Source organism: Thiomicrorhabdus sp. Milos-T2, from assembly GCF_000702325.1.
In the GTDB taxonomy this organism is placed as follows: Bacteria; Pseudomonadota; Gammaproteobacteria; order Thiomicrospirales; family Thiomicrospiraceae; genus Thiomicrorhabdus.
Genome location: NZ_KL370891.1, coordinates 1437609 through 1461541 on the forward strand (window position 1 = coordinate 1437609; position 23933 = coordinate 1461541).

Here is a 23933-nt window from a genome sequence, read left to right on the forward strand (position 1 = left end):
CCTTTTTTCTTACGTAAAGCATTACAATAAAGCTTAGCTAAGAACTTATGATTACCAACAATGGATGCTTTATTTTGATTATGCGTAAACCCCGAATTCATTCGAGTTTCTTAAAATTTATTAATTTGTTTTACATTTCTACCACAAACCTTTTGCTTGCAACCATCGCTACCTTTTTATTAATTAGTAATCCGTTAAAAGCCCAAGCCGACAACCGTCCAAATACTAGCTTATTGAGCAGCCAACAGAAAGCTTACTTATCCGCCTATCAGGCGATAAAACGTAACGATCGTAAAGCCATTGCTAAATACAAAAAATCTCTTAAAAACTATCCATTAGCCCTTTACCTTAATTACCACGATTACCGTTTACATTTATCAAAAACACCGACTAAACAAATTAAGCGCTTTATAAAACAAAATAAAGACCATTATCTCTCAGATAAACTCTACACAAAATGGCTAGCTCAGCTTGCCTCTCAAAAAAAATGGACCACCTTTCTAACTAACTATAAACCTCAAAAAAGTCAAAATTTACAATGCTATTACATTCAGGCCTTAGCTAATCGTAAACAAGTTAATAAAGCGATTAAGCTTGCTAAACCTATTTGGCTATACTCAACCAAGTTAAGCAAAGCCTGCAAACCATTAGACAAGCTAATACGTAATAATAAAAAACTCACTGGAACCATGATTTGGGAAAGAATTAGCTTTGCTATGAACAAGCGTAAAACCGCATTGGCCAAAAAGTTAAGTTCTGATTTATCTAAAAAAGATAAAACTATGTTCAACTATTGGTTGAAGGTTTATAAAAACCCATACTTAGTTTCAAAGCCATTGCCCAAGACTATTTCTACCAGCGTTAAAAAGAAAATTTTTACCCAGGGGATACGCTTTCTAGCCTCTAAAGACCCAAGCCTAGCAGAAAGTAGTTTAAATAAGTTTTATAAACGCTACCTCATCAACAAAGACCAGTATGCGGTTTTAAAACGAAAAGTTGCATTAAGAAGCGCCTACCGATACTCCCCTCAAGCAGGCGCTCTACTCCATGAAGTGAATGGAACGGCTGCGAAAACTAAAACGAGTTTACGCTGGCAGGCGCAGGTTGCTTTAAAACAATCTGACTGGGCGACCTTATTAGAAACTATTGAATTAATGCCATCCAACACTCAACAAAAAAAGCAATGGCTATATTGGAAAGCGCGTGCATTAGAGGCTACTAAACAGCAAAAAGAAGCCAACGATCTATATAAAAAATTGGCTAAAAATAGAAATTATTATGCCTTTTTATCAGCTGATAGACTTAAAAAACCTTACCAATTTAACCCTAACCCAGTTAAAAAACGCGACACCGCATATTTAATTAAAAAGTACCCTGAACTCCAACGCATTCAAGAACTAATGGCTATTGACTGGCCGTTAAGTGCAAAACGAGAGTGGTATCAATTATTAAACCGCGTAGACAAAAACGAATTACAAGCCATTGCGGTATTAGCTAACCAGTGGGAGCAATACTCTCAATCCATCCGTAGCCTAGCTAAAGCAAAAACCTGGCATGACTTAGATTTACGTTTTCCAACTCCACATAAACAACCCGTGATGCTAAATGCCGATAAAAATAAAATTGATCCGGCTTGGATTTATGGAATTATGCGCCGAGAAAGTGCCTTTTCAGAGGATGTAAAATCCCCCGTTGGAGCGGTGGGATTAATGCAACTAATGCCTAAAACAGCTCAATACATAGGAAAAAAAATCGGGGTTAAAAAGGTCTCTTTTAAAGATTTAACCAAAGCTAAAAACAATATAGAACTAGGAAGTGCCTACTTAAGTTACTTAAATGATAAATATGCAGGTAACAAAGTACTCGCTACGGCCTCTTATAATGCAGGCCCAAATCGTGTTGATTCTTGGATTCCTGCTAAAGGTTCTATCGCTGCGGATCAGTGGATAGATTCCATACCCTTTACAGAAACTCGTGCCTACGTAAAGGCCGTTTTAGAGTACACAACGATTTTTAAATCACTTCTTAATAAAAAATATGATCGCTTGGAAGATGTTATGCCTCCAATCGGTGGCCAAAAATTTAAAAAAACAGATCCTAAACACCCTTAAAATTGCCAAGCTGGCATTACACCCCATCTCACTTGATATATAAAGCGAGATTTGTACTAGAAGTTATTTAAAGGGCGGTTTCAATAGACTTTTAGTAGCTTGAAAGGCCATTTATAGTTTTAGTAGGCAAAAAAAACCCGAGTTGGACAACTCGAGTTTAAATATATTATCTCATTAGAAATAATCAGAGGAGGATACTCATGAAGAAACATGAATGACTCTAGTATATAAGCATTTTCTTATCTTGTCAAGCATAAGCAACCCTTAGATTGAACAATTAAATTTTATAAGCGTATTTAAGTAACTGTTTTATATCAGCTTATTTTCAATAGGAAAATTATTCATGTCTCAATACTAAGCTTAAGCCCTGATTATAAAAGGGTTACAACTAGCCTCTTCGCCAAGTTGTTCCCTCAGCGGTATCTAATAATTCAATTTTCTGCTCAACTAATAGATCACGAATTTCATCTGATCTCGCAAAGTTTTTTTCTGCTCTTGCCTTTTTTCTTTCTTCAATTAACTGCGCAATCATTTCGTCGCTTAAATTTGAATCACTTGGCTGAGACTTAAAGAAACTTTCAGCACCCTCTTCTAACAAACCAATTTGATTTGCTAATTTAATCAAAAGAGCTGCCAGGCCTGGTTGTTTGGTTTTATTCACTTCTTTAGCTAATTCAAATAATACGGCAAAGGCTTTAGGTGTATTAAAGTCATCGTTCATGACATCCATAAACTCTGCTTCATAATTTGAATCGGCTGTGGGTTCTGTTGTTTTATCAATACTAACGCTCTCTAACGCAGAATATAAGCGGCCAACACTCGCTTTAGCACTGTTAAGGTTGTCTTCAGAATAATTAACAGGACTGCGGTAATGACTAGATAGCAAGAAATAACGAATGACTTCTGGATGATAAACTTTTAATACTTCTCTAATCGTAAAGAAGTTATTTAATGACTTAGACATCTTTTCATCATCAATACGCACAAAACCACAGTGCATCCAAATGTTTACATAATGTTCACCGGTTGCACATTCCGATTGCGCAATTTCATTTTCATGGTGAGGAAAGGATAAGTCCATTCCACCACCATGGATATCAAAATGATTACCTAAACATTTAGTAGACATCGCTGAACACTCAATATGCCAACCTGGACGCCCGTTCCCCCACTCAGAGTTCCAACTAGGTTCATTCTCTTTAGAGGCTTTCCAAAGCACAAAGTCTAATGGATCTTGTTTAACTTCATTCACATCAACGCGAGCACCAGATTCAAGATCATCCACATTTTTACCTGATAAGCGACCATATTCATCAAACGCTTTAACTTTAAAATACACATCGCCATTTTCCGCTGGATAAGCAAACCCTTTAGCGATTAAGGTTTCAATCATATGACGAATTTCATCCATATGCTCGGTTGCTTTGGGTTCCATGTCTGGACGCAGCACATTCATTGCGGCTTCATCCGCATGCATCTCTTTAATCATGCGTTCAGTAAGAGATTGAATGGACTCTCCATTTTCTAATGCTCGCTTAATAATTTTGTCATCAATATCGGTGATATTACGTACATAATCAACGTCATAACCTAATGCTCGTAAATGACGCACTACCGTATCAAAAACCACCATAACGCGTGCATGTCCAATATGGCATAAGTCATAAACGGTAACACCACAAACATATAAACCTACTTTTCCGGGATGAATAGGGGTAAATACCGATTTTTTACGGGTTTCCGTATTAAAAATTTGTAGGCTCATAATTTTCCTGCTGTGTGGTTTCTTAATAATTGAGAATGTTGTATGCGTTGTATGCATTTACCTGTTACAACTATCTCTAGTGAATTAATGCGTTAATTATGGACGACAGTCTTAAGAAACTGACTCAATCCTTAAAATTCAGTTATAAACTGTTTAGCCTATTTAACCTAGGTGTTAGAATGCTGCATATTGTATCTTATAACCGATTTAATATGTTGGAGTGAATCATGAATAGAAGACTGTTTTTAACCTTTAAAGCTGCCCTAATTGCTGTATTTATTAGTGGCTCTGCTTTCGCACAAAGTGCAACTGAAACAACTAACCCTGAAGTTCTAATCGAAACTTCTGAAGGAACTATTATTATGGAGTTGTACCCTAATAAAGCGCCTAAAACCGTTGAGAACTTTCTTAAATACGTCAATGAAGGTTTTTATGATGGAACTATTTTTCACCGCGTTATTCCTGGTTTTATGATTCAAGGCGGTGGATTTACAGAAAGTTTTGATAAAAAAATCACCCATGCTCCCATTTTAAATGAAGCCGATAATGGATTGCGTAATCGTATAGGCACAGTGGCTATGGCAAGAACCAATGACCCACATTCTGCCACGGCACAGTTCTTTATTAATACCGCGCAAAATACTTTTTTAGATTTTCGTGAAAAAACTAGCCGAGCTTGGGGTTATGCAGTATTTGGTAAAGTGATTAGCGGCATGAAAACCGTTAATAAAATTCGTATGGTTAAAACAGGCTTTGTAAACGGAATGAAAGATGTTCCAAAGAAAACCGTTAAAATCATTAAGGCTCGCCAAATTAAGTAATTGAATTTAAATACAAGGATTATTCATGTCAAAAGTTGTTATTGAAACCACCATGGGCAACATCACTGTTGAAGTCGATGATGAAAAAGCACCGATTGGTGCTGAGAACTTCATTCATTATGTAATGGAAGGTTTTTATAAAGATACTATTTTTCACCGCATCATTCCAAACTTTATGGTTCAAGGTGGTGGTATGGTTGAAGGTATGCAAGACAAACCTTCTGGTGAACCCATTGAAAATGAAGCTGACAATGGTCTAAAAAATGACCGCGGCACTTTGGCTTATGCTCGTACAGGTGACCCGCACTCAGCGACGACTCAGTTTTTTATTAACTTAAAAGACAATGATTTTCTAAATCACACGGGTAAAGATATGCAAGGTTGGGGTTATGCTGTGTTTGGTAAAGTGACTGAAGGTATGGATATTGTTGACGCCATGGCTAAAGTTGAAACCACTAGCCGAATGGGTCATCAAGACGTACCGGTTGATGACATTACCATCCTAAAAACCACTCTTATTGAAGATTAAGCTTTTTGCATAAATCTTTTACTTATAAAACCAAGTTTTGCAGACATTCTCAAAACTTGGTTTTTTATTTCTCCCTATCAATATTCATTTACCTAAAAAACTAGGCGTTATTCATGAATCTTGCTAGAATCAATGCATGCAAAATTCAGAACCTTCTCATTCCCCATACACCCTAATTATTGCGGATATTCACCTTCAGCCTGAAGACAATCATCCTATCAACCAAGCCTTTTATGCTTTTTTAGAAGAACAAGCTCCCAAAGCTGAAGCTTTATATATTTTGGGAGATCTTTTTGAAATGTGGGTTGGAGATGATATTGGTTTAGAACAATATGCAAAGTTCATTCACAAATTTAAAAGTTTAACCCAAAATGGACTCCCTATATTCTTACAATATGGAAACCGTGATTTCTTGATGAAACACGCCTTTAGTGAAGCAACAGGAATTAATATTTTAGATGATATAGAGGTCATCACACTCTATAACGAACCTTATTTACTATTACACGGTGATAATTTATGTACCGATGACATAGGCTATCAGAGAATGCGTAAACTTTTTAGAAACCAATTAATACAGTGGATTTTCTTACACTTATGCCGTAAACGCAGGCTGTTTATTGGTCATAAAATGCGTACCAATTCTAAGCAACATAGCAAACAAAAAGACCTACAAATCATGGATGTCAATCAAAACTCGCTCTGCGAGTTGTTTAAACAGCACCCTGAAGTTAGCCACATGATTCACGGCCATACACATCGACCAAATCATCACATTATTGAAGCAGAACACAAAACTTTACATCGTTGGGTATTAGGCGATTGGCGCCCACAGGCTAAAATCATTAAGGTCGATTCAAATGGACCTCAGCTAATAGATTACTCAATCTCTGATGAGAGATTGCCATATTGAATTTTTGTCAGCAACGGCGACTTATATCTTCATAACTAGCAAGTATAAAAAAACCACTCAACAGAGTGGTTTTTTATAGGAAAGACAACAAAACTACGCATCCAGTTTTAAAAACTTAAATTGTAACTCTCCACTAGGTTCTAGCGTAAAACGCACTTTTTCTTTCACTCTTCCACCCTCTTGAACCCCTGAGCATGTCCAAGCAATAGCCCAGTCATAACTATAATCACAACGGTATAAGTTATCTTTTAAATGGACGATTTCATCAACTTTAATATTTCCTGAATAATTGGCTGCCTGACTAATATGGCTCATATCCTGTACAAAATCATCAGCGTAATCCTCAATACAAGCATTGAGCACTTTTTGAATTTGTGAGGTATTAGCATCATCATTATCCAGTGTTAATCCAACTAAATCTGACAAGATTATTTTCACAGGTTAGTACCTCGATGGTTGTTAATTTTATACATTAAACCCATTTTATTAACACATTTAATAACACATTTATTTAAAGCTAGATTCACTATTTTATAAACCTACCAGGCCTGGTAGGTTGCTAGGTTTATATATCTCTTATTTTAAAATTCTTTACTAACCAAAACGTCTTTTTCCCCCTCTGTTTTAGCTATCACAACAGCACCCACCGAATCACTAAATATATTCACTGCTGTTCGCATCATATCTAATAAACGGTCAACAACCAGTAACAGACCAATTGCCTCAGCAGGCAATCCAACAGCAACTAAGATAATACTAATCGCAACTAAACTGGCCGATGGTATTCCTGCAACACCAATCGAGGTAGTTAAAGCCACAACAACAATTAATAGCTGCGTAGAAAAATCTAAATCCAATCCAAATAACTGAGCTATGAATATTGCGGCCACACATTCATATAGCGCGGTACCATCCATATTAATGGTTGCTCCCAAAGGTAAAACAAAACTGGTCACTCGGTTAGAAACACCGGCACGGTGTTCAACAGAGTTCATAGAGATAGGCAGTGTTGACGAGGATGAACTCGTGGAAAATGCGGTTAGTAATGCTGGCGCCATGGCTTGGTAATGTAACCAAGGGTTTTTCACGCCACCAAATACTCTTAATATAATTGGCATAACAACCAAAAAGTGTATGCCCAATGCTAAAACCACTGTGGCAAAGAATAAAGCCAGATTACCAAATTGGTCAAACCCCGTTTTAGCTACCGAAGCGGCAACCAAACCAAACACTCCTAAGGGGGCAAATTTCATAATTAAATCTGTCATTAGCATCATCACATCAAACAACCCTTGCCAAAAGTTATTCATGGTTTTTGCAACATCCCCTTTTAATTGCGTCATAAAAAAGCCAAACAATAAACTAAAGAAAATTAAGCCTAACATCTGCCCTTCTGCTGCCGCATCAACCACATTGGTTGGAATCATTCGTAAGAAAACATCGACCACATCACCTGCAGATTTTCCCTCTACTGCCATAGAAACTTTATCATTAGATTCAATAACCGGTGCGGGACTGTCATTTACGCCGGGTTGAATAACGTTCACCAATACTAAGCCAATCAAGATGGCAATAAAACTAGTGGCTAGATAGTAACTAATGGTTTTCATTCCTAAACGACCAAAACCACCTTGACTCCCTACATTTGCAATACCGGTAATAATCGCTGACACAACCAATGGTACAACAATCATTTTTAATGCATTTAAAAACAAGGTACCAATAAAGGTGTAAATTGCTAACCAATGAATTCCCCAAATAGTGCCTTCTGTTCCAGTATAAGCACCCATTACGGCGGCTAGAACTAAAGCAATTAAAATCTGCCAATGTAAAGCTAATTTCATAGTGATACCTTTGCAAGTTGATAGAAATGGATTGGAGACCTTTGCACGAGTTGGGGATGTATAAAAAAGAAAATTATAGCCTTTTTTATACATTCATCGAATCTTGCAAAGTTCTCGATTAATATAAAAAAAGCGCTTAAAACTACTGCCTTAAGCGCTTTTATAAAATACTAACACAAATATTTTTACTGGTCAGGACATTGATGCCAAGCCATAAATGAACCTAAGTTGTGTACTTCTGAAAAGCTTTGCGAAAGTAAAATCTGCATCGCCATATGTGAACGCTGTCCTGAACGGCAAAAAACGATAACCGGTAAATCTGCATCCAAAACACTCTCTCCAACACGATCAATATCTTGCAGAGGAATATTAATCGCACCAGGAAGCTTACTTGTTGCAAACTCTTCTGGAGTTCTCACATCAACCAACTGTGCATTTTTTTCTTTAATTAAGCGTTTTGCATCATCGCAAGGAATAAACATTGTTTTTCAACTCCCATTTGTATTTTTTATTTGGTGCGTAATATACCTTAAAACAGTCAAATTTAATAGCTTAATACCTGGTCAAACTTATTAATATATACCCAAGTAATAATTATGATATATAAGCCATAATCGGTATATTCACTCTATTTCAGAGTGTTACACGATAAATAGATAACCTAACCAAATCACTAAAATTGAATAAAATGCAGCTAAAACATCATCAAGCATAATGCCAAAACCTCCTTCTACCTGTTCATCCACATTTTTGATAGGCCAAGGCTTCCAAATATCAAAAATTCTAAACGTAATAAACGCAGCTAACCAATATTGCCAGGCCTGCTCAGGTAGCACTAACAGTATTAGCCATATACCGACAAATTCATCCCAAACAATCCCACCATGATCATGAACTTGCATATATTCAGATGATTTACCGCAGATATAACTTCCCACAAACAAACCTAAACCAAATACTAACCAGGCCAACCATTCAGACCATAACAAAATAGGGATAAATAAGAGTAAACCTAAAAGTGTACCTACCGTTCCTGGCCCTTTTGGCGATAACCCTGATCCAAAACCAAAACCCAGCATAAGCATTGGGTTTTGCAATAGTTCAGAAAATTTTGGGATTCTTGGTTTGTTTTTAGACATGATTAACAGTCCTTTAAATCAGAGTTTAAGACTCACTGATTTTATCGTATTAACATTTTTAGTGAGGCCTAAATACAAAAACAGCGTTATAAATAACGCTGTTTTAAGTTAACACCTGCTTACTAAGTAAGTCATAACAGACTTAGATTACTTAGATCGTTTTTTAGCCGCTGTTTTTAATCGTAATGCATTTAATTTTATAAAGCCTTCTGCATCTTTGTGATCATAAGCTCCGCCATCTTCTTCAAACGTAGCAATTGCTTCATCAAACAAACTATTATCTGAACTACGACCAACAATAATGACATTGCCTTTATAAAGTTTTAAACGAACATTTCCATAAACAAACTCTTGCGACTGGTCAATTAACGCCTGCATCATTTCACGCTCTGGAGAGAACCAGAATCCGTTATAAATCATCTCAGCATATTTAGGCATTAATTCATCTTTAAGATGCGCCGCATTACGGTCTAATGTTAAAGATTCCATTGCGCGGTGGGCTTTTAGCATAATTGTTCCAGCAGGTGTTTCATAACAACCACGGGCTTTCATACCAACAAAACGGTTTTCAACAATATCATCACGACCAATACCATTCTCGCCACCGATTTTGTTTAAGAATTCCATAACCGTAGCCGGTGACATTTTCTCACCATTAATCCCAGTAATATCACCCTTCTCAAATTCGATATCTAAGTATGTTGCTTTATCAGGCGCGTTTTCTGGCGAAACCGTCCATAACCACATATCTTCTTCAGGCTCATTTTCAGGTTGCTCAATAATTCCACCCTCATAAGAGATATGTAATAAGTTAGCGTCCATTGAATAAGGTGATTTTTTACCTTTCTTTTTCTCAACCGCAATGTTGTGTTCTTCAGCATAAGCCATTAACTTTTCACGAGACATTAAATCCCACTCACGCCATGGTGCAATGACTTTAACATCTGGCATTAAAGAATAAGCATTCAATTCAAAACGAACCTGATCATTACCTTTACCTGTGGCACCATGAGCAATCGCATCCGCACCAACTTCTTGAGCAATCTCTACCAAACGTTTAGAAATTAAAGGACGTGCAATTGAAGTCCCTAAACGGTACTCACCTTCATAGATTGCGTTAGCACGCATCATAGGGAAAACAAAATCACGAGCAAACTCTTCACGAAGGTCTTCAATGTAGATTTCTTTAATGCCCATTGCTTGAGCTTTAGCGCGGGCGGGTTCAATCTCTTCACCTTGGCCAATATCCGCAGTAAACGTTACCACTTCGCAGTTATATTCATCCTGTAACCACTTAGCAATAATTGAAGTATCTAAACCACCAGAATAGGCTAAAACGACCTTTTTAACGTCAGACATGATTGTTTTCCTTACTATAAAACGATTAATTGCGCGAATTATACATTAAATAGCCCAAAACATCATGATTTTAGGTTTGTCCGTTAAGAAACACTTATTCATCTACTTATCGCTTAAATACAAGCTCTACAACCTAATCAACTACTGAATAAATTCGCACAAAACGCCGAATTCTAACTTTACTCAAAGTTTAATTAGCCAGTTTGACTGATTTACATTAAAATTCCATTTAATTCAATAAGACTTTTCACATGTCGTAAATGTCAAAATAATTAATTTAGGAACTTTTTCTCATGGCTAAACTGACCGACTTCATTAAAGTCATTCCACAATATTTCATTCCAAAACATCTTTTATCTAGCGGCATGCATTGGTTTATGCAAGTAGAAACACCGTGGATAAAAAATAATGTCATTAAATTATTAACTAAAATTTACGGCATCAATGTCAGTGAAGCAGCAGATGAAGACATCAACAACTATCCACATTTTAATGCCTTTTTTACTCGAGCATTAAAACCAGAAGCTCGTCCTATTGACACTACTCCAGATAGTTGGGTTAGTCCGGTTGATGGCTTAATTAGTCAGTCGTCACACATTGAAGGCAATAAGATTATTCAAGCAAAATGCCACCCCTATAGCGTTGAAGCCCTAGTTGGTGGTGATATCAGCTATGCTAAAAAATTCAATAATGGTGAAGCCGCAGTCATTTATCTATCACCCAAAGACTATCATCGAATTCACATTCCCGTTGATGCAACACTAATTTCTATGACCTATGTACCTGGCGATTTATTTGCTGTGAACCCAGCAACCGTTCGCCTTGTTGACGGTTTGTTCGCTCGCAACGAACGCCTTGTAATTCGTTTTAAAAATGAACAAGGTCTATTTTGCCTAGTCATGGTGGGAGCTATTTTTGTTGGTAGCATGGAGACCGTATGGCAAGGTAAAATCACTCCAGAATATGAACCTAATATCCAACACTGGGATTATGAAGAAGAGTCTATTCATTTTACTAAAGGCGATGAAATTGGACGTTTCAACATGGGTTCAACAGTGGTTTTACTTACCACTGAAGGGCAATTACCAGATTTAGGCAAGATTCATGCAGATACCCCTATTAAAATGGGTCAACTTTTGGCAAAATACCCTAAGAGTTCAAATAGTAATGAACACCTGGAAGCATAAATTCTTAAATGAATAAGGAAGAAATATGAAACTGATTACAGCGGTAATTAAACCATTCAAATTAGATGATGTTCGTGATGCCCTACATGAAATTGATATTCACGGCATGACGGTTACCGAAGTGAAAGGTTATGGTCGTCAAAAAGGCCATACAGAGATGTATCGTGGTGCAGAGTACGTTGTAGACTTTCTTCCTAAATTAAAGCTTGAAATTGCTCTAAAAGGTGAAATGGTTGATTCCGCAATTGAAGCCATTATCAATGCCGCTCAAACAGGTAAAATTGGTGATGGTAAGATTTTTGTCACAAACATAGAGCAGACTATCCGTATTCGTACAGGTGAAACAGGCGCAGAAGCACTTTAAACCTAGTTAAAAACAATACACTACTTAAAACGCTACCTCTGTGTAGCGTTTTGATTTTTAAACTATAAATAATTTAGCCTTAATAATTTATACCTATCAAGGACTACCAGGCCTGGTAAATATCAAAGAACGATTGTTCTACCCAATTCTAAATCTGCCCAATTCCTAAATTAACCCGTCAATTAACCCTATTTTTACTAATTAATTCAATTAATACTGGACATTCACCCCTATTCTCTGTACTGTATTCCTCAGCAAGAAAGAAAGCCTAAGTTTTACAACCTCCATTTCGTCGTTTTATTCGTAACACCGTTCTGAAGTTTTAAAGTATCAGTCAAGATTTCCATGCTACACAAGCCTCTTGAGGCAATACTATCAAATTAAAAGTCAGGATAAATATCATGTCAAATACAGTTAAAGGAACCGTTAAGTGGTTCAACGAATCTAAAGGTTTTGGTTTTCTAGAGCAAGAATCTGGTCCAGATGTTTTCGCACATTTCAGCGCTATCACTGGTTCTGGTTTCAAAACGCTAGCTGAAGGTCAGCAAGTTGAGTTTACAGTTACTCAAGGTCCTAAAGGTCCTCAAGCTGAAAATATCGTTGCACTTTAATCTTTAAGATTAAGTCGTTTAACCAAAAAAGTTAAACGATTGCTAACAATATAAAAAAAGGCAAGTTATCTTAACTTGCATTTTTTTGTATCTAAATCTCTATTAGAGACCTTTGCACGAGATAGGTGCGAAAGAAAAATGAGAGAAAATTTGCTTGCTTGCGGCGGAAAACGTAGGGAATAGCTAGCTATTCGCAAGTTTTTCAACAATAAGCAGGTGAATTTTAACCATTTTTACTCGCGCATACTCTCGTGCAAAGGTCTCTATAAACACTTATTGCAGTTCAGACTCTTCCATTTCCTTTAGATTTAAACGCAATAAACGCACTTCTTCTCCTGTTTCATTGTGTTTGTAAACACTATGCATAGGTTCTTCTCTTACTAAACGATATTCTTCATGCATATAATGAATACGCTCGTCGTAATAGCGCTTTAATAATGACAACTCTAAACTCCAACCTTTTGGCATAGCAATACTGTTTATAGCTCCCGTGGAAGCCTTATTAGCCAAACAAATTAACGTACCATCTTTAAGCTTAGTAAATTGAACCGTTAACCAATCACAGCTCACCTCTTGCTCTCCAAATTGAGTAAGCATTACCATATCTTCAGAAGGCACCAAACCACCACCTTCTAAGGCAGCTAAAAACTCGTTTGCCTGCTTTAAATCCAAAAAACCTATTCTTAATAAATCTTTATCTGAACAAATTGCAGTTGGATGCAAAGTTCCCTCTACAGAACCCAATGTATCTAAAGCCTTTTGATTTTTTAATGCTTGAGATTTATTAATCACTATTGAATAGCCTTCAATCAAAACCGCCATCTAGTATCCTTTTTAATTCGTTTTAAATAAATGCTATCACGGCCTAGGTTAATCTGCTTTTAATAAATACTATGGTAACTATAAACAAGCGTTATACGTAATCACCTGCATCATTTTAAGCAAGCAATCATTAGAGGGGTTTACGGTATTTTTACAAGAAGAAAAGGAGACGAATGTGTCTATTTGAAAGGCTAGCTAAAATCTATAAAATCAGCTTATAGAAAAGAAACACCAACATGGTTTTTTTGCCATTTTTTACCCGCTTCGCCTAAAGGCACCACTTCCCACTCCCAAGTAATTTCCGGCTTAGGGGGCTCAACATCCCACCAAGGGTCGAATCGCTCTATTTCATTACCTTTGTTATCAAATTCAATGTCTAAATAGTCTGCAATTAAACACACTTCTCCAGAAAATTGTTTAAGGTAATTTACATGAGCAAAAATCAGTTGTTTTCCGACAATATCAGCAGTTGCTTCTGGTACTTTATAATCATTAAGAAGCCACCTGACGGGGATTAATGGAAGTTGAGTAATTAAGTTTAAGGAAACCACTAAATCAATATGTGTATCATCTAACCAGGTAGAGGGAGCCTGAACCCAATCCTGACCTTCTGAAATCCATGATAAGGATTCAGTCACATCATGCTCAATCAGTTCAACATTGTTAAATTTAGCCACTTTATCTCGGGCTTCTTTTAAAAAAACCAAATCAACCAGCAATACTTTTTCAAACTTTTTGGATAATTCATCTAGAGGAACATCTTTTAAAGAACCTGCGCCAAAAATCAATGCCGTTCTGTGTTGAACAGCACGATTTATGGCTTGATTAATCGCCTTTTGGCAAGATTGATAGTGCTCACCCCATTCCTGCTGGCAGCGATCAGCTCTCGCAGCCATAGCAATGGCTTCTTTTAAATAGCCCATTTTTTTTGCCTGCTCTATTTGAGTCGGCGTTGTAAGATACTGCCAGAACTCAAAGATCATTGAGTAAAACCCCTAGTGAATTGTAAATCCATCTAACTACCTGATTCTTGATTTAATCGTCTAACCCTAAAGCTTGGGTTTTACGTGTCAAAGTATTTCTTCCCCAGCCAAGCAAAACAGCAGCCTTTTGGCGATGATTTCCGCTGGCTTTCATTGCCACTTCAATCAACACTTTTTCAAAGATTTGTTCTGCCGAGGTATGCAACCCCTCTCTTCCACTTTTCAAAAAGGCTTCAGACCATTTACGAAGTGGTTTTTCCCAATTATCACCACTTGTTGCCTCACCATCCGTTTCGCTTGGGTTTTGCAGTTCTAGAGGCAAATCTTCCATATAAACCGTTTTATCTGGTGCCATAATGGTCAGCCAAGTACAGAGACTTCTTAACTGCCTTACATTACCAGGCCAAGCTAAATTAGATAAAAATTGAGTCACTTCTTTGCTTAAAGACTTCTCTTCTAAACCGAGTGATTTAGCTTCTTTTTCTAAATAAAAACGCAGCAACAGCGGTACATCTTGTGCTCTTTCTCTTAAGGCTGGTACCTTAATACGAATAATATTTAATCGATATAGTAAATCTTCTCGAAATTTACCTTCTCTTACAAGCTGTTTCATATTTTGGTGAGTTGCGGCAACAATTCTTACATTGGTCTGAATAGACGTTTTTCCACCCACTCGATAAAAACTTCCATCATTTAACACACGCAACAAACGTGTTTGCAAATCAACCGGCATATCACCAATTTCATCTAAAAACAGTGTGCCACCATTGGCTTGTTCAAAACGCCCTTCTCTTTGCGAGTGCGCACCCGTAAAAGAACCCTTTTCATGCCCAAATAGCTCCGACTCTAATAGCTCTCGAGGAATGGCAGCCGTATTCAATGCAACAAAAGGCCCATCAGAACGTGGACTTAATTCATGAAGTGCTTGAGCCACTAACTCTTTACCCGTGCCGGTTTCACCATTAATTAAAACGGTTACATCTAACTGTGAAACCCTACCTAAAACTCTAAACACCTCCTGCATCGCAGGTGCTGCACCAATAATATTTAAAGGCTGTTTATCCGTTTTAGGGGAACGCTTAGCTCTTTTAACCCCTCCAGATTGAAAACGCTTAATCGCTCTATCGACTAAAGTCGTGACTTCGTCAATATCAAACGGCTTTGGCAAATATTCAAACGCTTTACTTTGAAACGATTTAACTGCCGTGTCTAAATCTGCGTGCGCCGTCATGATAATAACAGGAATATTTTTATCTAATTCATGAAGACCTTCCATAAAAGTTAAGCCATCCATATCTGGCATACGAACATCACTCACCACAACAGAAGGGGGAAAATCGTCATAAGCTTTTAAAGCCATTAATGGTGAATCAAAAATTTTCACTAAATAAGGTTTGTCTTCTAAAGCGGCCTCTAAAACCCAACGAATTGAAGCATCATCATCTACAACCCAAACAATCGGTTCAATCGGTTCAATCGGTTCAACAACTTCCTCAACCTTGTCGTTATTCATGCTCATTCTTTATCTTCCTTTTGTTTAAGGGGTAAATACACCGTAAACACAGTATTACCTGGTTCACTCTCTGCCACGATTAAACCGTCATGTTGACGTAAGACATTTTGAGCTACCGGTAACCCTAAACCTGTTCCTGCTTTTTTACTGGTGACCATAGGATAAAATATAGAATCAAATACCGAATCTGGAATTCCCATTCCTTCATCTTTAATACTAATTTTGGCAACCAGGGGATAAGTTTTTGCTCCAAGCGTAAATTTATGCTCTATACGGGTTTTAATCGTTAAAAACCCACCCGTCTCTTCCATTGCTTGAATACCATTTTGAATTAAATTCAGTAAAGCCTGAATCATCGCTTCAAAATCCATATAAATATCTGGAATACTCGGATCATAATCTAACTTGATATAGACATTTTCTGGCTTTTCACCTTCAACAACCTGTAATACATAACGAATTAATTCATGCACATTATGCGGCTCTTTTTCAGCCCTTTTTTCTGGCCCTAACATTCTATTTACAAGATTTTTTAAACGTGTCACTTCTTTAGAAATAATCTCCAAAAAAGCCGACTCTTTGTCATCTGTGCTAAAACGTTTTTGCAGTAACTGAGTTGCACCTAAAATTCCCGCTAAAGGGTTTTTAACTTCATGCGCTAAGGTTTTCACTAAAAGATTACCAGCTTCATATTGGTGCCAACGCTCATCCTCTTCCACAATACGGTGATGACGCTCAGTGTTGTAAATTTCCACCAACCAACCCATATCCTCACTTAATTCATAAGGTGAAATAGAACAACTAACCCTAATCTTTTCAAAATCTTGAACAGCAACAGTATACTCATGAATCGTGATACTCTTATCCACTGATTGGTTTAATGTATCTACCAGGCCTGGTAGTATTATTTTCCATGATTTGCCCAACATTCTTTTAGGACTTACCTGAAAAATCTCACCTGCAGCGACATTCATAAACTGTATATTTTCATTTTTATCTAACCACAAAACAGCGGTCGTCAGTCCTTCCAAAACTTCGTAATAAAAACTTTTAGACATCATAATTTTTAACTTTTAACTTTACTTACATACAACGCCATTGCTAACCGGTAATCAATCGCATGCAAATTTTCATCTTCAATCTCAACTAATAAAGGACCATTCAAAGGAGCCATATTTTTTATTTTTAACGAAACTCCAGTTGTTAAACCAATATTTGCTAAGTAGCGTAATTCTTCAGGGCTTCGGTTTTTAATTCGGACCACCTGACTTTTTTGTTCAATCGGCACCTCAACTAAAGGCACTAAATCTTGTTTAATTAGTTCGCCCTCAATCGAAGGAATTGGCGAGCCATGAGGATCATGAGTGGGTTGTTCCAAGTCATCCCACATGCGGTTAGCTAGCTTGTCAGAAATAGCATGTTCAAGCACTTCTGCTTCCTCATCGACTTCATCCCACGAATAATTCAAACGTTCAACTAAATAGAGTTCCAAAATTCTATGTTTTCTAACCATATTAAGAGCAATCTTGCGTCCAGACGATGTCAGACTCACCCCATAATAAGGTTCGTAAGAGATAAAATCTCTCTCAGCCAGTTTTTTTAGCATATTAGAAACAGAAGCCTGAGAAATGGATAAGCGTTCTGCAATCACAGAAGTTTGCACTCCCTTTTCAGAACTATTATCTTCAAGCTTATATATGATTTTTAAATAATCTTCTAAGGCTTTAGATGCCATTTATAAGGTATCTCTTTAGTTGAAAGTGTTGTACGAATAAGATGAAAACATTCACCTAGTTGCCATTGATAAACTTACCAATAGTTCATTATTAAATGATTTTTTTGGTCTCAATCAGACAATTTACAACACATTATTTTGAACTTTTCTGGTACAGGTTAATCAAACAAAAACTAATCACTTTAGTTTTGTCATACAAACCAATTTTACGATTGAGTCATCATCTCTCTAACTACTTCAGGGTCAGGAAATGCAAATACATATAAAATTATAAACAGAATATAGAATACAAATCGTCCCACACCTTGAAACTGTATTTTAGGGTGACTCAAAATGGCAATCGCCAACCCTGAAACAATTCCACCGACTGTGCCTAATGTTGCAGCTAACATAGCAAGCAAAGCGCCAAACGCCATCACATAGTAATGCCAGGTAAATTTTGCTTTTGGTTGATTCATTGATACTATTCCTACTATTAGTTTTTAGTTGAGGCTTTCTTACAAAAGTCTATAGTTAATATATTTTACACTTAAAAAAGAATTTAAATACAATACTTACTCCATTTTGGTGCAATTATGCACAGTAAAAGTTATAGAATGCACTTATTATCCGAATCTACGCATTAATTTAAATTACAAATCAAATCTCTCAAAAGGTGAATAAATGAAAGAACCCATTATTGTTATCGGACTTGGTGAATTAGGTAGCGTTTTTGCAAGAGGCTTTTTACGTTTAGGCTACCCTGTTCAAGGCGTTACTAGAGATATGAATATCGCAATAGTATCCCAAACAATCCCTAATCCTAAAGCTATTCTGATTGCCGTTGGTGAAGCCGATATTACACAAACGCTCAACAGCTTACCTCAAGAATGGAAAGATAAAACCATTCTTTTGCAAAACGAATTACTACCAAGAGATTGGCATGCTGCTGAAATTAACAATCCGACCGTTATCTCTGTTTGGTTTGAAAAGAAAAAAGGCATGGACAGCAAGGTGGTTTTGCCATCGCCAATTTTTGGTGCAAATGCTAAGCTAGTCTTTGATGCTTTATCACAAGTAGATCTTCCTAGCTTTATATTAGATTCAGAAGAAGAATTAACCTATGAATTAGTGCGCAAAAATCTATATATTTTGACGACTAATATCGCAGGATTAGAAGTGGGTGGTAATGTCGAAAGTCTAGCCAATGACCATGAAGATATTATGATCTCAGTGGCCAATGACGTATTAGATATTCAGGACTGGCTAACAGACACATCCAATGATCGAAATCGTTTAATGAGTGGTCTATTAGAAGCGATTAATGGAGATTTGGCTCACGGTTGTATGGGGCGATCAGCACCAGCAAGATTAACTAGAGCAATCCATTTTGCCGACCAAGCCGAGTTAAATGTTCCAACTCTTAGAGATATAGCTAAAAAACACCTTTAGCCTAAAATACCTCCCCCCAACTAACCAGGCCTGGCTATATTAGTTAAAGATTAGATAGAGGCCTGGTACTTTCTCTGATAACCCCATTCACTTTATGCTTTATGCTTTATGCTTTATGCTTTATGCTTTATGCTTTATGCTTTATGCTTTATGCTTAAACATAAATAATAGGCAATAAAAAACCCCGTGAATCAAAAAGAAACACGGGGTTTAAAATATGGTGGGTCGTGAGCGATTCGAACGCTCGACCAATTGGTTAAAAGCCAACTGCTCTACCAGCTGAGCTAACGACCCATAATCGTATATGATAAGCTCAATACTAATTTTTCCAAACAAACCCAAAATAAATGGTGGGTCGTGAGCGATTCGAACGCTCGACCAATTGGTTAAAAGCCAACTGCTCTACCAGCTGAGCTAACGACCCATAATCGTATATGATAAGCTCAATACTAATTTTTCCAAACAAACCCAAAATAAATGGTGGGTCGTGAGCGATTCGAACGCTCGACCAATTGGTTAAAAGCCAACTGCTCTACCAGCTGAGCTAACGACCCGCTTGGAATGGGGCGTATTATACAAGTCTGCAAAAAGTGTGCAAGTCCTTTTAACAATTATTTATCATTTATTTAGTTTTTATCTATTGTTGTATTTTTAGCAAACAAAATGAATGCGATTTTGCTAGAAAACATCTCAAAATTTTGCTTATAGAGAACTTTTCACAGATTAGTTACGAAAGAAAAATTGGGTATCCGTATTTTGTGATTGATTATTCAGTATTGTAAATATTAATTCCGAAGACACAGAGGCACGAAGATTGAAAAAACAAATAAAAGTGATTAAAAAATCATACCCTAAGAATCTTAAGCCATGCCTATAAGCTATGCAGCTCTGCATTTGTAAAGTGTAAAAGCGATTAATTTATTACGTTTAGTTTGGTTATTGGTTAAATTTAAGTTGGTATTAGATATTAGAAATCTTCGTGCTTTCGTGTCTTCGTGGTTAAAAGATTTGTTTAGTCAATCATAAAATACATAAACCCGAAAAATTGTGATAACAGATTAGGATTGATACAACGTTGGGTCAGAAACTCCCGCCTCAATAAACCCTTGCTTTCTCAAACGACAAGAATCACAAACGCCACAAGCTAGTCCATTTTCGTCTGCCTGGTAACAGGAGACCGTTAAACTATAATCAACTCCGTTTTTAATTCCCTTTTTAATAATATCTGCTTTCGTTAAATCAATCAGTGGGGTTTGAATATGCATTTTATGCCCCTCTATTCCGGCTTTTGTAGCTAAATTAGCCATCTTCTCAAAAGCCGCAATATAATCAGGACGACAATCTGGATAACCAGAATAATCAACGGCATTAACACCAATAAACACATTATCCGCCTTTAATACCTCTGCTAAACCAAGGGCATAAGACAAAAATACCGTATTACGGGCAGGAACATAAGTAATGGGAATTTCATTTTCTTCCACGCCAGAAACCGGCACGTCAATATTATTATCCGTTAACGCCGACCCACCAATCGCTCTCATATCCATATTCATCACACGATGAGTTTTGGCACCTAATTTTTTAGCTAGTTTTTCAGCCGCCTTTAATTCAGCTCTGTGACGTTGACCGTAATCAAAACTCATTGTATGGCATTCATACCCTTGAGCAGTCGCAATCGCTAAAACAGTGGCTGAATCTAACCCGCCAGAAAGCAAAACAACTGCTTTTTGTGTTGTTTGGTTTCGAATATTTGACATTATTGTTTCTCTAAACGTTTTTTTGCATTTTTAGCAGCCTTACTATGTGGACGACTATCTATAATGTTTTGATAAAGTGTTTTGGCCGCTGCTTCGTTACCTAACCGAACATAACTATCCGCAGCTCTTAGCTTAGCATCAGGGACTTTTGTTGAATCTGGGTAACGCTTTATCACCAACATAAAAGAATCTAAAGCAGCTTCATTTTCATCTTTTATCAAATAACCTTCACCACTCCAATATGCCGCATTACTGGCTAGATCACTTTCTGGATACTTAGCCAAAAAGCCTTGAAAAGCAGTAATTGACGCTTCATATTTAGAGGCTCTCATTAACGCAAACGCCTCTTTATACTTATCCTTTTCCACCTGTGTTGGTTTACGGGTTTTAATTGGCGTTAAAAGTGTTTCCTTAGGCTGATTATTCTTGCTTTGTATCTCTACTTCTTTAGCGTTAACCGTTAATTCTTGTTTTAAAGTATTCTCTGGTGAGGCTAATTGAGAATCTTTAGGTTGGTCTTTTTTAGGCTGGTCTTCTTTAGGTTGATCTATCTTTTCAGTAAGTGGTGTCTGTAAAACCTTTTTATCTAGTTGAACTGGTGACTGACCACCTTCCAGAGCACTAAACCGTTCATCACTCTCTTTGTAGCGTTTGTCCATCAAGGCTTTAAAATTTCTTAAGTCACGTTTAAGACGATCGTTTTCATCTTGTAAAGTTTGAATATCTCGCTGTTGCTCACCTAATCTACGGCTTAACTGCAGTAAAACCGGGTTTTCTAGCATACGTTCTAATCTATTAACACGCTGATCTAACGTTGCTCCTTGTACCGCCTGAGCCGGTATAGCGACACTTAAACAAAGTGCTGAAACAGTAGACATTAAAACAAATTTACGCATTATCAATCCTTACTTAATTACGATTTCTACACGGCGATTTTTTTGCCATGCAATTTCATTACTTTGTATATCTTCGGGTTGTTCTTCACCAAAACTAATCACCTCAATACGGTTTTGTTCAACGCCAAACAGCATCATGGCCTGTGCAACCGCTTGAGCTCTTTTCTCACCTAGAGCTAAGTTATATTCAGGCGTTCCTCGTTCGTCGGTATGCCCTTTTAGAACCACTTTTTGATTTGGATTAGCCATTAATATATCGGCATGATAACGAACCACATCCGTCGCTTTATCATCTAAATCATACTGATCATACTTAAAATAAATAATAGGTGGATAGATTGAGTCAACATCAATCATTTTCATTTCATCCAATGATTGACCCGATCCTAAGTTTTCACCACTTGTTTGCGAACCATTAGCAGGAATGACTTCAACACCATTTTCTGAACCGGTATCTTTCTGCCCTACTCCAGGAGCGGTATCAGTGGTTACTTCTTGGTCATTTGTGCCAACACCCCCTTTATCTGGTGTTGAACTACATGCCGCCAACAAAGAAATAGCAGCAACCGAAAAAAGTTTAAGTAATGTATGCATTTGAAACCTCATTAATTTAGATCTATCATTACGTAGTTCAATCATTACGTAGTTTTCTTTAATATTTAGTTCTATTTAAGACGAATTAATCAGTAATTATTTGGCTAAATAGGGTCCCCAAGCCGGTTCACGCACTTCACCATTTTTCACTTTAAGTGTTTGAGACGCCTGACCATCAATAGCCACTACAGCCAATTCACCTTTACTGTTTTTATTCATCGCATAAAGAATCATTTCACCATTTGGAGAAAAGGTAGGCGATTCATCTAAAAAAGTATTCGTTAATACCGTAAATTCATTAGTGTATAAATCTTGTAAGGCAATATGGAACCCTCCATTGCCGTTTACCACTGCTAAGTAACGACCATCTGGTGAAACTTCAGGATTACCATTATATTTACCATCAAAAGTAACGCGACGAACTTCGCCCGTATCTAAAAACACTTGAAAGACTTGAGGCTGTCCACGACGATCTGAATTAAAGAAAATAGAGTTTCCATTGGCTGCCCAGCTAGCTTCCGTTTCAATTGACCAGTTTCGAGTCAAACGACGTAATTTCTTAGTCGCTAAATCCATTATATAAATATCGGCACTTCCCCCTTTAGAAAGGGTCAAAGCCATCTTTGTTCCATCTGGAGACCATGCAGGAGCACTATTGAGCCCTTTATAGTTAGCAATGACCTTACGATATTTACCATCCAAACTTTGCACAATAACGTTAGAGCGCCCGCTTTCAAAAGAGACATAGGCTAACTTTTTGCCATCTGGTGACCAACTTGGAGACATAATAGGCATCTTAGACTTTAGAATGGGCTGTGGATTAAAGCCATCTGCATCGGCAATTTCTAAAGTATAAAGGCGTTTACCCCCCACTTTACGCAGAGTCACATAAGCAATTTGTGTATTAAAGGCGCCTCTAACACCCGTCAACTCTTCATAAATCAAATCACTCATTTGATGTGCAATCTGTCGTAAGTTATCTTTAGGAATACCTGACCAACGTTTACCTATCACTTGCTTTTTACGTAAAACATCCATAAAACGCATATCTATTTGGTATAAATCATTGCCCTCAGAAACAATTTTACCAATCAGCATATTATCTAAATCTAGTGATTTCCAGTCCTCAAACACAATGCCATCAATATCGGTTGGCAAGGCAGGGAAAGTATCTCTAGAAAGTGGATTAAAACGACCACTTCTGCGCAAATCAGCGGCAACAATAGAAGCAAGATCAACCGGGGCTGTTTTTGAAACAGGAGCTGCTTGGTTAGTACCGGTTTGAGCAGTTGATGCCGTTAATGCAGGATTAAGAGATTCTTCATAGCCAAAAGGCACAATTGCAATCGGTAAAGCATTTTCGTAACTCTCATTAATTTCTATTGTGAGTTCAGACCAAGCCGGTAAAGAGAAAACCAATAATACACTCAATACCAATGATTGAATTTTAAGATTGCGTTTTAACTGTAAGTTCAAAGGAATCACCATTTATTTTATGAGATCTTTGCACGAGTCATGCATGTAAAAAAAGTGAAAATTATCACCTTTTTGTACAT

24 protein-coding genes and 3 tRNA genes are annotated in these 23933 nt (G+C 37.1%); 8 read left to right on the top strand and 19 right to left on the bottom strand.

Annotated features, from left to right (window positions below; all coding sequences use genetic code 11):
• The first annotated feature begins 152 nt into the window (after positions 1–152).
• Complete coding sequence (locus BS34_RS0106520) at positions 153–2111, top strand: transglycosylase SLT domain-containing protein (protein ID WP_233993155.1); 1959 nt, start codon at positions 153–155, stop codon at positions 2109–2111.
• 388 nt (positions 2112–2499) lie between these two features.
• On the opposite strand, the gene cysS is transcribed toward BS34_RS0106520, so the two are convergent.
• Positions 2500–3876 (bottom strand): cysteine--tRNA ligase, encoded by a 1377-nt coding sequence (cysS, locus tag BS34_RS0106525; RefSeq protein WP_029407731.1) that lies wholly within the window; start codon positions 3874–3876, stop codon positions 2500–2502.
• A gap of 227 nt (positions 3877–4103) precedes the next feature.
• Between cysS and BS34_RS0106530 the strand changes: the two genes are divergently transcribed.
• The 3 genes from BS34_RS0106530 to BS34_RS0106540 all read left to right on the top strand — a co-directional run bounded on the left by BS34_RS0106530 (position 4104) and on the right by BS34_RS0106540 (position 6139).
• Positions 4104–4697 carry a peptidylprolyl isomerase gene (locus BS34_RS0106530; protein ID WP_029407732.1) on the top strand — a complete coding sequence of 198 codons (594 nt, stop codon included), beginning with the start codon at positions 4104–4106 and terminating at the stop codon, positions 4695–4697.
• A gap of 25 nt (positions 4698–4722) precedes the next feature.
• A complete protein-coding gene (locus tag BS34_RS0106535) occupies positions 4723–5226 on the top strand; it encodes a peptidylprolyl isomerase (protein ID WP_029407733.1) in 504 nt (167 codons plus the stop codon).
• Between the two features lie 136 nt (positions 5227–5362).
• On the top strand, positions 5363–6139 hold the full coding sequence (locus BS34_RS0106540) for a UDP-2,3-diacylglucosamine diphosphatase (RefSeq protein ID WP_038126300.1): 777 nt from the start codon (positions 5363–5365) through the stop codon (positions 6137–6139).
• 93 nt (positions 6140–6232) lie between these two features.
• Here BS34_RS0106540 and BS34_RS0106545 read toward each other — a convergent pair whose 3' ends face one another.
• The 5 genes from BS34_RS0106545 to BS34_RS0106565 form a co-directional block, all read right to left on the bottom strand.
• On the bottom strand, positions 6233–6577 hold the full coding sequence (locus tag BS34_RS0106545; RefSeq protein WP_029407735.1) for a hypothetical protein: 345 nt from the start codon (positions 6575–6577) through the stop codon (positions 6233–6235).
• Positions 6578–6720: 143 nt separating this feature from the next.
• Positions 6721–7983 (bottom strand): dicarboxylate/amino acid:cation symporter, encoded by a 1263-nt coding sequence (locus BS34_RS0106550; RefSeq protein ID WP_029407736.1) that lies wholly within the window; start codon positions 7981–7983, stop codon positions 6721–6723.
• A gap of 185 nt (positions 7984–8168) precedes the next feature.
• Positions 8169–8465, bottom strand: a complete 297-nt coding sequence (locus tag BS34_RS0106555; RefSeq protein WP_029407737.1) for a rhodanese-like domain-containing protein — start codon at positions 8463–8465, stop codon at positions 8169–8171.
• Between the two features lie 159 nt (positions 8466–8624).
• Positions 8625–9122 (bottom strand): phosphatidylglycerophosphatase A family protein, encoded by a 498-nt coding sequence (locus BS34_RS0106560; protein ID WP_029407738.1) that lies wholly within the window; start codon positions 9120–9122, stop codon positions 8625–8627.
• Between the two features lie 147 nt (positions 9123–9269).
• Positions 9270–10484 carry an argininosuccinate synthase gene (locus BS34_RS0106565; protein WP_255327160.1) on the bottom strand — a complete coding sequence of 405 codons (1215 nt, stop codon included), beginning with the start codon at positions 10482–10484 and terminating at the stop codon, positions 9270–9272.
• Between the two features lie 290 nt (positions 10485–10774).
• Between BS34_RS0106565 and asd the strand changes: the two genes are divergently transcribed.
• The 3 genes from asd (at position 10775) to BS34_RS0106580 (ending at position 12643) form a co-directional block, all read left to right on the top strand.
• On the top strand, positions 10775–11668 hold the full coding sequence (gene asd / locus BS34_RS0106570; protein WP_038126302.1) for an archaetidylserine decarboxylase: 894 nt from the start codon (positions 10775–10777) through the stop codon (positions 11666–11668).
• 25 nt (positions 11669–11693) lie between these two features.
• Positions 11694–12032 (top strand): P-II family nitrogen regulator, encoded by a 339-nt coding sequence (locus BS34_RS0106575; RefSeq protein ID WP_029407741.1) that lies wholly within the window; start codon positions 11694–11696, stop codon positions 12030–12032.
• 401 nt (positions 12033–12433) lie between these two features.
• On the top strand, positions 12434–12643 hold the full coding sequence (locus tag BS34_RS0106580) for a cold-shock protein (protein WP_029407742.1): 210 nt from the start codon (positions 12434–12436) through the stop codon (positions 12641–12643).
• 273 nt (positions 12644–12916) lie between these two features.
• On the opposite strand, the gene BS34_RS0106585 is transcribed toward BS34_RS0106580, so the two are convergent.
• From BS34_RS0106585 to BS34_RS0106610, 6 genes are all read right to left on the bottom strand, one after another.
• Positions 12917–13465, bottom strand: a complete 549-nt coding sequence (locus BS34_RS0106585) for a hypothetical protein (protein ID WP_029407743.1) — start codon at positions 13463–13465, stop codon at positions 12917–12919.
• A 215-nt stretch (positions 13466–13680) separates the two neighbouring features.
• A complete protein-coding gene (locus BS34_RS0106590; protein ID WP_029407744.1) occupies positions 13681–14448 on the bottom strand; it encodes a hypothetical protein in 768 nt (255 codons plus the stop codon).
• Between the two features lie 52 nt (positions 14449–14500).
• Complete coding sequence (gene ntrC, locus BS34_RS0106595) at positions 14501–15961, bottom strand: nitrogen regulation protein NR(I) (RefSeq protein WP_051640727.1); 1461 nt, start codon at positions 15959–15961, stop codon at positions 14501–14503.
• Positions 15962–15963: 2 nt separating this feature from the next.
• A complete protein-coding gene (gene glnL, locus BS34_RS0106600) occupies positions 15964–17022 on the bottom strand; it encodes a nitrogen regulation protein NR(II) (protein ID WP_233993158.1) in 1059 nt (352 codons plus the stop codon).
• Between the two features lie 5 nt (positions 17023–17027).
• Entirely contained in the window at positions 17028–17696 is a 669-nt protein-coding gene (locus BS34_RS0106605; protein ID WP_029407747.1) for a metal-dependent transcriptional regulator, read from the bottom strand.
• A gap of 206 nt (positions 17697–17902) precedes the next feature.
• Entirely contained in the window at positions 17903–18154 is a 252-nt protein-coding gene (locus BS34_RS0106610; protein WP_029407748.1) for a hypothetical protein, read from the bottom strand.
• 205 nt (positions 18155–18359) lie between these two features.
• Between BS34_RS0106610 and BS34_RS0106615 the strand changes: the two genes are divergently transcribed.
• A complete protein-coding gene (locus BS34_RS0106615; protein ID WP_029407749.1) occupies positions 18360–19127 on the top strand; it encodes a hypothetical protein in 768 nt (255 codons plus the stop codon).
• 218 nt (positions 19128–19345) lie between these two features.
• On the opposite strand, the gene BS34_RS0106620 is transcribed toward BS34_RS0106615, so the two are convergent.
• The 7 genes from BS34_RS0106620 to tolB all read right to left on the bottom strand — a co-directional run bounded on the left by BS34_RS0106620 (position 19346) and on the right by tolB (position 23853).
• Positions 19346–19421: transfer RNA gene (locus BS34_RS0106620), tRNA-Lys, on the bottom strand.
• Between the two features lie 54 nt (positions 19422–19475).
• Positions 19476–19551, bottom strand: a tRNA-Lys gene (locus BS34_RS0106625).
• 54 nt (positions 19552–19605) lie between these two features.
• Positions 19606–19681, bottom strand: a tRNA-Lys gene (locus BS34_RS0106630).
• A gap of 504 nt (positions 19682–20185) precedes the next feature.
• Complete coding sequence (gene queC, locus BS34_RS0106635; protein ID WP_029407750.1) at positions 20186–20887, bottom strand: 7-cyano-7-deazaguanine synthase QueC; 702 nt, start codon at positions 20885–20887, stop codon at positions 20186–20188.
• A complete protein-coding gene (ybgF, locus tag BS34_RS12600) occupies positions 20887–21783 on the bottom strand; it encodes a tol-pal system protein YbgF (RefSeq protein ID WP_029407751.1) in 897 nt (298 codons plus the stop codon). Before ybgF ends, queC begins: the two co-directional genes overlap by 1 nt.
• A gap of 9 nt (positions 21784–21792) precedes the next feature.
• Positions 21793–22377 carry a peptidoglycan-associated lipoprotein Pal gene (gene pal / locus BS34_RS0106645; protein ID WP_029407752.1) on the bottom strand — a complete coding sequence of 195 codons (585 nt, stop codon included), beginning with the start codon at positions 22375–22377 and terminating at the stop codon, positions 21793–21795.
• A 96-nt stretch (positions 22378–22473) separates the two neighbouring features.
• Complete coding sequence (tolB, locus tag BS34_RS0106650) at positions 22474–23853, bottom strand: Tol-Pal system beta propeller repeat protein TolB (RefSeq protein ID WP_038126530.1); 1380 nt, start codon at positions 23851–23853, stop codon at positions 22474–22476.
• Positions 23854–23933: the final 80 nt, after the last annotated feature.